The organism is Mesorhizobium sp. M1A.F.Ca.IN.020.04.1.1 (genome assembly GCF_003997315.1).
GTDB lineage: Bacteria > Pseudomonadota > Alphaproteobacteria > Rhizobiales > Rhizobiaceae > Mesorhizobium.
On record NZ_RZSN01000179.1, the window covers coordinates 1 to 11573 of the forward strand.

The following is an 11573-nucleotide window of genomic DNA, read 5'->3' on the forward strand; positions in this document are numbered from 1 at the left end:
GCACCTGGCTCATCGCGCCGGACCATCTCGATCGCGTCGCGAATTATGAGGGCCAGCGGGCCAGGGCCGAGCCTGTCGTTGTCGACAAGCTCTCCTCAATGGCGCTGGAGCGACAGGTCAGCTTCAACGGCGCCACCTGGCTCGACCGGGAGCTGGTTGCCGATAGACCCGAGCCTTTGCACGGATCCGGCTTCGGCTGCGACGTGAGAGAGGCGCAAGCTCGCCGGCGGGAGTGGCTGATCGCGCAAGGCCTCGCGCATGAAGAACAGGATCGGATCGTCTATCGAGCCAACATGCTTTCGATCCTGCGCCAGCGAGAACTGAACCGTGTTGCTGGCCAACTGTCGGAGGAACTTGGCCTGCCCTATGCCGAAGCGCGATCCGGAGGACGAGTAGAGGGTACGCTCCGCCGCTCCGTCGAGCTTGCCAGCGGAAAATATGCCGTCGTTGAGAAGTCGCGCGAGTTCACGCTGGTGCCATGGCGGCCGGTGCTTGAGCGCCATGTGGGCAAGGAGGTCTCCGGTGTCGTGAGTGGGGAGGGGATTTCATGGACCGTCGGCCGGCAAAGGAGCGGACCTGGTGTTTCGTGAGATGGTGTACAGCTTTTTTAGCCAGCGGCGCGGGCAGCCATGCGAGCCCGCGTAGACCTTATGGCCGCACGCCCGCAATCGGTCGCATGGACCTGCCAGGCGGGGCGGCTTTGGAGCGTTCGGACCCGACACGCTGCGTGAGTGGCCAGACTTCGAGCGCTCGAAGATGCGGACTGTTGTCTGCTGGCCGGCGTTATTCCGGCTGGCCTATGACCGCGGCGCAACAGTTCACCGCTGAAGTTGCCACGGGCGAACATCGACAAGAGAAAAAACACCATTGCGCGATACAAATCGCCGTTGAAAGCGTTTAGGTTGCATGCGCTTCGCCAAGTAAACGGATACCCCAGAAGAGAGCCATGACCACGGCCCGCCATATCGTGACGCTGCTTAAAAGCCACATTGCCGGCGACGAGGATCGTTTCCTCTCTATCGCGATGCAGCTTGCTGCGCATGAGGCACGTCAAGGCCATGGCAAGCTTGCTCAGGAGCTCAAGGATCTGGTCGACGCAGCCAAGAGCAGGGACGCCCGGATTGCCAAGAGCAGTCGGCCGGTTCCCCTTTTTCAGCCAAAGGGCGAGCTCGCAGGGCTCCTGCATGTGCGCTATCCGGACCTGCGACTGACCGACATGATTTTGCCGGACAGTCTGCGCTCGCGCCTGCACCGCGTGCTGGGAGAGCAGCGCCAACAAGCAAGCTTGCGCGAGCACGGGCTTGTTCCCCGTCGCAAACTGCTTCTGGTCGGCCCGCCAGGATCAGGCAAGACGATGACCGCATCGGCATTGGCCGGGGAGCTTCATCTGCCCCTTTTCACGATCGTCCTCGATGGTTTGATCACCAAGTTCATGGGAGAGACTGCCGGAAAGCTGCGGCTTGTTTTTGATGCAATGCAGGCGACGCGGGGCGTCTACTTCTTTGACGAATTCGATGCCATCGGCGCGCGTCGAGGCGAACGCCAGGATGTTGGCGAGATTCGGCGCGTGCTGAATTCGTTTCTGCAGTTTCTCGAGCAAGACGACAGCCACAGCCTGATTATTGCGGCAACAAATCATCCCGAGCTGCTCGACAGAGCTTTGTTCCGCCGTTTCGACGATGTCATCGAATACGCCGTGCCCGATCGGCCGATTATCGAGGCGCTGCTTCGGGCTCGACTCGACCGCTTCGACACCAGAGGGCTTGCCTGGAACGAGGCGATCTCTCAGGCAGAGAGACTGTCGCAGGCCGAGATCACCCGCGCGGCCGACGACGCTGCAAAAACCATCATATTGCGGGGGGGGAAGCGGATCACCTCGGAAGCGCTCATCGACGCTCTGAAGGAACGCCGGCAGGCTTCGCTGTCTGAGTAGCGACAGCACAGATCATAATGGCAGACGATTTTCCGCGCGACCGCGCCCATATCCACCTTCGCAACAACGGCATTCGGGAAGCCTATCGGCGGCCCAACCAACTTATACATGCACCGCCGCTGCCGGCGCGTGATCGGGCGTCGCATGCTGCGGCCTTGACGCAATCCATCGAACAAGCGGTCGAAAGTGCACGCCAGCAGATTGCGGCGCGTGACCCCCAGCTGTCGGTCGGCACGCCTGGCTTTTATCTCGAGATCGATCTGCCCATGTCCGGACGGGCGGCCCTCGACCAGTTGGCCGATCGTCGCCAGCACATGGAGCTGGTCGCCGTCCATGAGCCAACTCAACCCGGTGCTCCCATCACAGCGTCGGTGTTCCTGCCGCAAAGCGCGCAAGCCTATTATTTGCGGAAAGTCGAGGCGTATCGAGACGTTGACACTGACCGCGGCAGACCGCGCAACGAGCCGCTCGTCTCCCGCATGGAGACAGTCAGGCTGGCGACTGCACGATCGTTGTTTACCGACCACGACGACCTCTTCCCCCAGGCCGCTGACGAGCAGGTGTGGTGGGAAGTCTGGCTGCGCGACGGTCGCCGCGAGAACTTCGAGCACATTGCCGAAGCCCTGAACATCACTTTGCGCACGCATGCGGTCAGGTTTCCGGAGCGGGTGGTCATGCTGGCACTCGCCAGCACGGCAATGCTCGACCGCATGATTGCGCACAGCGATGTCGTCGCCGAGCTGCGGCGCGCGAAGGATACGCCGTCCTTCTTCATGGGCCTTGGCGGCGCGGAGCAAAGGGACTGGAGCGACGAGCTTCTCGGGCGCGTCAGACCGCCTCAACCGATATTGCGGTCTGCATTCTCGACAGCGGCGTGCGTCGCACCCACCCGTTGATCGAACCCGCACTTGCCGTTGAAGACTGGCACACCGTCAAACCGGCATGGGGCAGCGACGACACACCTGCGTGGAGCGGCCACGGGACGCGAATGGCAGGTGTCGGCCTGTACGGTGATCTGGTCCCGCTCCTGGTCGGAGGCGATCCAGTTCCATTGCCCTTTCGGCTGGAGAGTGTTCGTATCCTTCCGCCAGAAGACGAGGCAAACGATCCAGAACTCTATGGCGCGATCACCGCGGAAGCGATCGCCCGCGCCGAGGTGCAGGCGCCGGAGCGCCGCCGCGCGATCGCAATGGCTGTGACAAGCGCCAGTCCGGCGCGTGGAAGGCCCACATCGTGGTCTGCCGCTATCGACCAACTCTGTTTCGAAGAGGAACAGCGACGCTTGATCGTTCTCTCTGCCGGCAACATCGGCGATGACCTCATGCCGGCCGAGCATTTGACGCGCAACGATCTGGAAGCAGTCGATGATCCTTCTCAGGCCTGGAATGCGCTGACGGTCGGCGCTTTCACAGAAAAGGTCGATATCATTGACACCGACTTTGCGGGCTACGCTCCGATCGCGCCGGTCGGCGAGCTCTCGCCGCGCAGTCGCACTTCGGTCGTTTGGGACAGGCAGTGGCCGGTGAAGCCCGAGGTCGTCTTCGAAGGCGGCAATCTCGCCCATGACGGTGTGTTGCCTGGCGAGCCGATCGACGATCTGCAGATATTGACCACTTTCTATCGACCCGAACTGCGCCACTTCACCACCCTCGGAGATACGAGCGCGGCAACGGCCCATGCCGCACGGATGGCGGGACTAATTCTATCAGCGCGCCCCGAGCTGTGGCCTGAAACGGTTCGCGCCCTGATCGTCCACTCGGCCGAATGGACTCCGGCGATGCGCGCACGCATCGATGCGTGCAACGGAGCGAAGGGCGAGATCCAGGCGCTCGTGCGGCGCTATGGTTATGGCGTGCCAGATCTTGGGCGCGCGCTTCTGTCAACGGTGAACGACCTCACGCTTATCGTTGAAGATGAGCTTCAGCCTTTCCAGCGCGAGGGCGGCGCGGCTGCCAAAACGCGTGACATGAAGCTGCATCGCCTGCCTTGGCCGAAGGAGCAGCTCGCGGCGCTCGGCGCTGCCCAGGTCGAGCTCCGCGTCACGCTGTCCTATTTCATCGAACCCAACCCCGGTGAACGCGGATGGACCCGCCGGCATCGTTACGCGTCCCATGGTCTTCGGTTCAGAGTAAAGTCAGCGACCGAGACAGTCGACGAATTCCGAGCCCGCATCAATCAGGCCGCTCGGGACGAGGAGGAAGGGGCGCCTGCTGGAGGCGGAGAAGAGTGGCTGCTCGGCACCTTCCGCGATCGCGGCTCGTTGCACGCCGATTTCTGGTCGGGCAGCGCCGCCGATCTCGCCGAGCGTGACGCGATCGGCGTGTTCCCGGTCGGGGGCTGGTGGAAGGAGAAGCCTTACCTGGAACGCGTCGACGCTCTGGCTCGGTACGCCCTGATTGTGACGATTCGGGCGCCTGGGGTCGATGTTGACATCTTCACACCCGTCGAAGCAGCCCTGACTGTCGAGACGTCGGTCGAGACCTGATGCAGCACTGTCCAAACCGGCCAACAACGGAGGTTTGACCAGCCTCTGGTGCCATGGCGGCTGGTGCTGGATCATCACGTCGGCAAGGAGGTGTCAGGGATCATGCGCGGAGGACGATAGGCGGGCAAAGGAGCGGGCCAAGCGTGTCATAATGGCGCCCATGGTCACGCCCACAAGCCGCGCCCCCTGCGTCCACGGAGAGGTGCGCGTCTGCTTAGGCGGCCGAGACATCGCTTACCTGATCAACGGGCTCGCCGTATTTGCGCCTGTAAGCGGCAATGAAATCGTCGTCGCTACAGATGCAGCGGCCGCTGGAGTCCTTGGCCTTCGGATCGTGCAAGTGAGAGCCAAGGGGGCGCAGAAGATTCACCCGAGTGCTCGTCGTCGGGCTCATGGGAAACCCCGCACTATGTTTGACCAAATCCGCGGCAAGCATAATCCCGGCAAGCACCGACTGAAAGGCCATCGGAACGACAGTTCGAACGCGGCGACTTCCTTCGCTAAGCTGGAACACCAGACCGCCGCAGATAGCCTGCTGATAAAAGGAGCGCAGGGGCTGGCCGACAAACGGGGCTAGCGGTTCAAACGGCACAGCCATCGCTGTAGCCACGCGAACTACAAAGTCGTTGGGAACTCCGGCATTGGTCTGCAGGAGCGTTTTCACCTGCTCGTGTGCTTCCGGTATTCCGAGTTCCTCGGCAATCAGCTGGTGCTCGTCCTTGGATTTTCCGGATGGCAGGTACATGCAACAAAGGCAAGCCTGGCCGTCATCGAAACCATGCCGGGAGATACCGAGATCGTGCTCCTGCGTCCAAGCGTTTGCGATCCATCGCGGCAGTGCACCTTGGACAGCCAGACGGTCGGCGGCGGTGTCAAGCGCCACACCCACTTGGTCGAAGACCCAATTGCCCCGGCGCGCAACATATTCTGCCCACGTCAGAGGGTGCGCCTCGACCTCAAGGGCAGTCGATCTAAGGGCGGTGGCTGCAAGAACCGCCTTGGACATACCGATCTCCGCCTGGCCGGCCAATGCGTAGCGCTGCAGGTTTGAGAGTTCGATCGCTTCGTGATCGATTACATGCAGACGACCCTTGAGATCGGGTTGTCTCGCTAGCGCCCAAAGCGAGCCATGGCCTATCGCACCGAGCCCAACGAGGTGGGTTTCGCCAAGGTCGACTGGAAAGTCGATCGGGCCAGCCTCCCCGGCTTTGGTCTTGTCGTAGCTGCATAGCGAGAGGTCGATGGTTTCGTCCAACTCGGCGCCGGTCAACTGGGCGGCGAAGATAGTTCGAAAGACGTTGGCGGCGCCGAAGCAACTGGCGGCGCCAGCTCCATAAGGCAGCAGACTTGGGCCAGAGCCCACCGGGTCCGTACGCGACAGCTTTGCCGCCCAACCGTCCGATCCCACGAAAAAGATCGGGCACCGGAGTGATGGGCGCGTTACCCCTGCAACGACGCAGACGGTGGCAGACTTGCCGGAACGCCGGATGCCGACTTTTGGATTGATCGACTTTGCCAAGCGCTCCAGCGCTTGGGCTTGAGAGCTCGCCGCGCTGTCCAGCGGGAGTATCGCCAGAACCGGGTAGAGCCTAGCGAGCAATCTCACCGCAAGATCTAATGTCGCCTGGCCTTCGGCGCAGGAAGCGGCCTGATGGTCGAAGGCGACTGCCACGACCTGCTTTTCAAGAGCTGCTTTGAAGTCTCCCAGATGAAAATCGGCCAGGACCTGAGATGCCGCCGTGGCGGCGCGATCGATGAAGTTAGCGAATGCCATTGTTCAACTCGATATCATGATCATTCGCGACAGTGCCGCGGGAGGGAGCGCATTCCATTTGGCCTTTTCGTCAAGCCGATAGGCGGCGACCCGAGCAAAATCGAAAGGCTCGCGGGCGAAATTCGGCACCACCAGCGACAGACACCCAACCGTGGTAGCAACCGCATAAGCGTCGTCCGTCGTCGAATGGTAGGCGCGGCCCGGATGGCTGTGAATCTGGGCCAAGAGTTTCAGGCCGCTTTTGTAGAGCCAGACATTGAGCCGGTGCAGTTCTTCGGCCGCAACGATCACGCAAACGCCATCGTTTGTTCGAATGTGACGCTGCGCCGGGATAACCGTCTCTGTTACGGCAAAGTGCCGGTCTTCCTGAACGCCGACCCAAAGTGCCATCCCCTCATTGCCCTCGCGACCAACTGAGCGCAGATGCCCATGCGTGGTCGAGATGCAGCCGCGCGGGAGAGTCACGATCGTTACATCTCTCAAACCAGTCATTCTTGTATCGCCTGAGGGGATACCACCATTCCTACGATTGTCGGTTGGAGTTGAATCTGCAACTGCTCTATAGGAACGATTCCGTACTTGATGATCTTGTCCAGGATGAAGGCCAAACAGCCTTCGCCAGAACCCCGATGAAGTAGCCATGGATCACCTGAATGGGCTGGATTGTCGTGGTATTCCCGGACGCCCGCCATGCACAGGAATGGTTCGTCCTCGGGACTGTTGGCCTGGATGAAGTCCGTCAGCGGCACGGCGTTCTGCTGGATGAGAGCTCCTATCATCTCCGGCGGCGTTCCGGGCAGCGGCGGACGTCTAAGCATTTTCAGGTATAGATCTTTCCGGGCAATCGGATCACGCGTAAACGGATCGACGAAGACCACGGACGGTGGTCTTAAGTCGTAGTCGGTGAAGTCGACCTCGCTCGCTGCGCTGACCACCCGTGGCTTTAACTTGGGGCTGGCGAAAATGAAGAAAGCGCGCGGAAAAGTCGCCTCGATCAAGAAGCAGCCCTGAGCCCGATAGACATCAGCATATGGCCGGAACCGGCCGATCTCCCGATCAAACTTCGCTCGGGAGACCTCCGGATCCACACTTTGGGGTTTAGGCACCTGCGACGCCCGCCTTCAGGCTGAGGAACAGGGTCACAGTATTCGGGAAACCGAAATCGCCAAGCTTCTTGTCGACGTCGAGCAAGTTGCCGGCCTCATCCTTGAATTCCCAATTCTCGGCTGGTTGGGCGACATTCTGCGTGTTCTCAAGGGCTTTGGTACGAATGACGTGAAGCGGCTGGTTGGGATTGGCTTCGACCTGCGTGGGCTGGCCGTTCACCACCACCGTGATCTCGATCTTGCCCGGTCCGCCGCCGTGATTATCGCCCTTACCCGAATCCTTCGACATTGTCCTACTCCTGTGGCTTGCCAACCGCCCCACGCCCTGGCACCCACCTGCGAGTGAGACCGGCGGTCTTCAATCGTTCACCCGGCGCCACGGCCGCGAGTACGCGAAAGACAGGGGATAAGCTACCGAATCGGTGCTTGCCTTCTTTTATGGGTGACTTGAGCCGCAAGTAAATGGTCTCAAATTGCTCCTCACAACTATAATCGATTAGAGCAATGCGAAAATATTGGCGACACGCCTATTCATCTGCTCTCTCACTCGCCTGCTCCGTGCTCGGCAAGGGGAGCTTTGATCTGCGTCACGCGTCCCCAAGCAGCTGATTGCGCCGGCAGCGCCATAGGAACCGTCGTTCAGAGTCTTCACCACTCAAGCACCCGCATGGATGCATGCCGACGCTCGTCTCCACAAAACAGCGCAAGTGGTGCCTTGTTGGATAAGGTCGCCTCGTACCTGGTGCAGCATCTCTCGGAACGCATGCCGCTGCGAGACCAGGCCTCATCATCGCGTCACATAGGAGCTGAAGCTTTCCGGATCGGGTATCCAATCGGCATCCAGTTGCTCGGCGATATGGTTGAATTCTGCCCTCAGGACAAGAGTGAGTAGAGCAGCCCCGCTACGAAAATCCCATCCTGGTTCGTTTGACGCATCGACTATTCAGATTGATTGGCGTGATACCCGGCGCGGCCGCAACACGCGAGGCCGTCAACCGCTGAGCAGAAAACCAGCCTTCGCCTTCCGCGGCGGCGGACCTCGTCAGCCTCTCGAAAGCTTGCCTGAGTAGGTTGCTCATGTGATCTGTGGAAGTGAGGATAGCGTGCACCCGTACAAACTAGACATTCATCGTGGCAGCTTGGCTGCAGGTGCAGCACGCCGTACCGCACGAGCAAGCGGACAGGCCGGCCAAGCCGGTTTTGAGCAGCACTTGGGCGAACTGCAGGCGGCGGACGAGTTGATGGGTGCGCCAGGCGAGGAGGTCCTCGTCAATGGCTCGCATGGTAAAGGTGAGTTGAGACCAACGAAGAGGCAGAGGATCCAAAGCAATCTGCAGCATGCTGTCACTGAGCGGCAACCAGGTGAGGTTGGCAACTCAGGCGCTCGCGTGATGATGCAACTCCCCACCCATCAGGTGGGTACATCGGAACGGGAGGCGCAACTTGTGATGCAGGGGGACGAGCACGAATACACCCCAGCACCGCATCTCGACGGGTCGATGCCCTCGACAGTGCAGCCGGATCGTCCAATTGTGGTCCCCGACGGTGCCGACAAGCGTCCTGTTTATTCCAACGATGCCACCGCCATCGAAGGGCTGAAGTCAGCACTCCTTGCGGGTAAAGCCAGGCCGGACACGGTCACTCGCAGCACAAATTCTCTTTTCGGCTTTAGTCGTTGGCTCTTTCAAAACAACAAGCCAGGGCTTGCTGCTCGGCTTTACCATCCGTCGCTGAGCCAGGATCTCGAGGAGTACGAGAGTAGGGGTGGTTCCTCCACCGTGGCTGGCGCACTGCGTCAATTGATGAAGTCGATGGGCGGAGCCGGCCCGATTGTGGGTCGCGCTGTCCTGAACCCCCATCCTGACGACGCCGCGCTCACCAGACATTTCAGATCCGCGAGCGGCTACGCAACTGCTCTTAACCATTTCAGTCATTACCTACGTCAAAATGACAAGCTCGGAATTGCGGGTCGCATTTACGATAAATCGCTGGATAAAGATGTTGAGAGCTACAAGGCCGCCTCCTCTAATGGTGGAGCTCCGATCGAATCTGCGCTGGTTTATCTCCGCAAGAACCCGCCGCGCGTTATACTCGGGAATCATCTGGAAAACGCGGTCAGCATGGAGGCTCGTCCCCGTGGCGACGCTGCTCAGCATACCGCACCACAGCAGGGATTCGATTGGCCAGAGGAGCTCCTGCCGGTAGGTTATAAGGAGGGCACCGATCTACCATTGTCTCTCGCCCCAACCGCGCACCAACACCAAGCGCCCGACTTTGGAGAGGCCGTCCCTCACTTGAACTGGCGCCACGGCGACCAGGGCGCCCCGGAGGAGCTGGTAGCTGCACGGGACAGGAGCAGCCCGCTGCCAAGCGAGGCGGTGCCACATAAATCTGGACGGGGACTCGCTACGCAGCCCAGATTGTGGGCGGAGAAATCCGCCTCGCCAGAGCTCTTTCGACGGCGGGCGGAGCAGGCTCTGCCGGCGTCCGCCAGAGGTGTGGAGACATCCTCCGCGGTTGATGAAGCCGCGCAGGCCGCTCGCCAAGCTTTGGCTTGGTTGCAGCAGGAGATGGAGGGGATCGAACCGATGCAGGATCCTCATAAGGTGGCTACACCGGAATGTGAGGCGCAGCTCGTCAGGCAGAGGGATGAGCACGAATCCACCCCAGCACCGCATCCCGGAGGTGGTGGGTCGATGCCCTCGACAGTGCAGCCGGATCGTCCAATTGTAGTCCCCGACGGTGCCGACAAGCGTCCTGTCTATTCCAACGATGCGACCGCTATCGAAGGGCTGAGGGCAGCATTCCACGCGGGTAAGGCCAAAGCGAACACGGTCACTTACAATGTAAATTCTCTTTTCGGCTTTAGTCGGTGGCTCCTCCAAAACAACAAGCCAGGGTTTGCTGCTCGGCTTTACCATTCGTCGCTGGATCAGGATCTCAAGGAGTACGAGAGTACGGGTGGTTCCTCCACCGTGGCTGGCGCACTGCGTTACCTCAAGAAGTCGACAGGCGGAGCCCAGATTATGGCTCGCCCTGTCGTGATCCCCTATCCTGACGATGCCGAGCTCATTAGAAATTACAGAGCCGCTTCGACCAAGGAGTACCTGGCAGCGCCTGCGACCGGACGGAATCCAGATACCGTGGGCGGCTATACAAATTTTCTTAGACATTTTAGTCAGTACCTGCGTCAAAATAACAAGCTTGGGATTGCGGCTCGGATTCACGACAAATCGCTGGATAAAGATGTTGAGAGCTTCAAGGCTGTCTCCTATGGTAATAGGCTAAGTATCAGTTCTGCATTGGCTCACCTCCGGGATATCCTGCCGCGCATTGTGCTCGGGCGCGAAACTGTCCTTTCTGCTCATCCGGCAGACGCAGTCACCAGGCGCGTTGGGGCCGCTGCTGAAGCTGGGCCAGCGGCACCGGCAAGAGCTCCCCAACCCGCCTCGCCAGCAACCGCTAGGCTGCCAGGCACCTACCGCGGCCTTCCACTGGTTGATGTGACCACACTGACTACCAGTTCCTCTGGGGCTCAGATCGGGGCGCTCGATCCGACAGCCCCGTCCAACGTTGCAACGGGGCGGGTGCTCGGCGCCGCCGAATGGCTGAGCGACGCCCATATCCAGAGAGATTACAATTTGCTGGAGGGGCAACTGCAGGGGATCAATCCGGCGCTCGCTGCCCGGACTCGGCTGGTGGATCCTTCCGTATCCCATCTACTGCGACACACGTCGCCGCAAGACGCTCGAGGCATATTGCAGTCCATCTATAATCAAAACAACGCCACAGCCGACTTCCTGTTCTTGCCAGTGAATAATGGCACGGCTACTAGCCCCGGCACCCATTGGTCGCTGCTGCTCGTTGATCGCCGCGACCCGGAAAGGCGGTTCGCCTATCACTACGACTCCCTCCAGCGAGAGGGATATAACGACGTGCCTGCAAAACAGCTCGCAGGACTGCTGAATGCCACCTTGGCGCCAGCCCCCATGGCCAGACAGACGAACCATTATGATTGCGGCGTATTTGTCCTGGAGGGCACGTGGGCGCTGGTTGAACGATTGGTGAAAGGGCAGCGGCCAGACCACGAGCCGCTGCCCCTCGACAACCTCGTTGCCGATCGGCAGGCGCTGCAAGACCGGCTAAGGAGGCGCTTGCCGCACGAGGAAGAGCCGCGGCAGCTGCTGGAGGATGAACCCGCCTCCCCACCGATGATGGCATTCGAGCCAGGGGAACTGCGGCAACTGTTGGAAGACGAGCCTGCCTCCCCACCAA

The 11573-nt window shown here is 60.6% G+C and carries 7 protein-coding genes and 1 pseudogene; 4 read left to right on the top strand and 4 right to left on the bottom strand.

Annotation, left to right across the window (positions count from 1 at the left end):
• The 3 genes and pseudogenes from EOA49_RS26290 to EOA49_RS26300 form a co-directional block, all read left to right on the top strand.
• Positions 1 to 590, top strand: a 590-nt coding sequence (locus EOA49_RS26290; protein ID WP_127243437.1) for a DUF3363 domain-containing protein, incomplete at its 5' end; no start/stop codon positions are given.
• A 356-nt stretch (positions 591 to 946) separates the two neighbouring features.
• A complete protein-coding gene (locus EOA49_RS26295; RefSeq protein WP_095488552.1) occupies positions 947 to 1933 on the top strand; it encodes an ATP-binding protein in 987 nt (328 codons plus the stop codon).
• A 17-nt stretch (positions 1934 to 1950) separates the two neighbouring features.
• Positions 1951 to 4418: pseudogene (locus tag EOA49_RS26300) on the top strand (S8 family peptidase).
• Between the two features lie 214 nt (positions 4419 to 4632).
• Here EOA49_RS26300 and EOA49_RS26305 read toward each other — a convergent pair.
• Genes EOA49_RS26305 through EOA49_RS26320 form a run of 4 tightly spaced genes read right to left on the bottom strand, consistent with a single transcriptional unit; the run spans position 4633 to position 7587 of the window.
• A complete protein-coding gene (locus EOA49_RS26305) occupies positions 4633 to 6192 on the bottom strand; it encodes an E2 ligase fold family C protein (RefSeq protein WP_091595803.1) in 1560 nt (519 codons plus the stop codon).
• 3 nt (positions 6193 to 6195) lie between these two features.
• Positions 6196 to 6684 (bottom strand): Mov34/MPN/PAD-1 family protein, encoded by a 489-nt coding sequence (locus tag EOA49_RS26310; protein ID WP_091595801.1) that lies wholly within the window; start codon positions 6682 to 6684, stop codon positions 6196 to 6198.
• Positions 6681 to 7298 carry a putative metal-binding protein gene (locus EOA49_RS26315; RefSeq protein ID WP_091595799.1) on the bottom strand — a complete coding sequence of 206 codons (618 nt, stop codon included), beginning with the start codon at positions 7296 to 7298 and terminating at the stop codon, positions 6681 to 6683. The genes EOA49_RS26310 and EOA49_RS26315 overlap by 4 nt, the downstream gene beginning before the upstream one ends.
• The gene (locus EOA49_RS26320; RefSeq protein WP_024505654.1) at positions 7291 to 7587 is read right to left on the bottom strand and encodes a DUF2604 domain-containing protein; all 297 of its coding nucleotides are present in this window, start codon (positions 7585 to 7587) and stop codon (positions 7291 to 7293) included. Before EOA49_RS26320 ends, EOA49_RS26315 begins: the two co-directional genes overlap by 8 nt.
• Before the next feature lie 922 nt (positions 7588 to 8509).
• On the opposite strand from EOA49_RS26320, the gene EOA49_RS26325 reads away from it, so the two are divergent.
• The coding region (locus EOA49_RS26325; protein ID WP_245460805.1) for a Ulp1 family isopeptidase at positions 8510 to 11573 on the top strand (3064 nt) is incomplete at its 3' end.

Excerpts from the sequence above, each read along its gene's own strand:
- EOA49_RS26295 (WP_095488552.1), top strand. The coding sequence starts at position 947 with ATGACCACGGCCCGCCATATCGTGACGCTGCTTAAAAGCCACATTGCC.
- EOA49_RS26310 (WP_091595801.1), bottom strand. The coding sequence starts at position 6,684 with ATGACTGGTTTGAGAGATGTAACGATCGTGACTCTCCCGCGCGGCTGC.
- EOA49_RS26320 (WP_024505654.1), bottom strand. The coding sequence starts at position 7,587 with ATGTCGAAGGATTCGGGTAAGGGCGATAATCACGGCGGCGGACCGGGC.
- EOA49_RS26305 (WP_091595803.1), bottom strand. The coding sequence starts at position 6,192 with ATGGCATTCGCTAACTTCATCGATCGCGCCGCCACGGCGGCATCTCAG.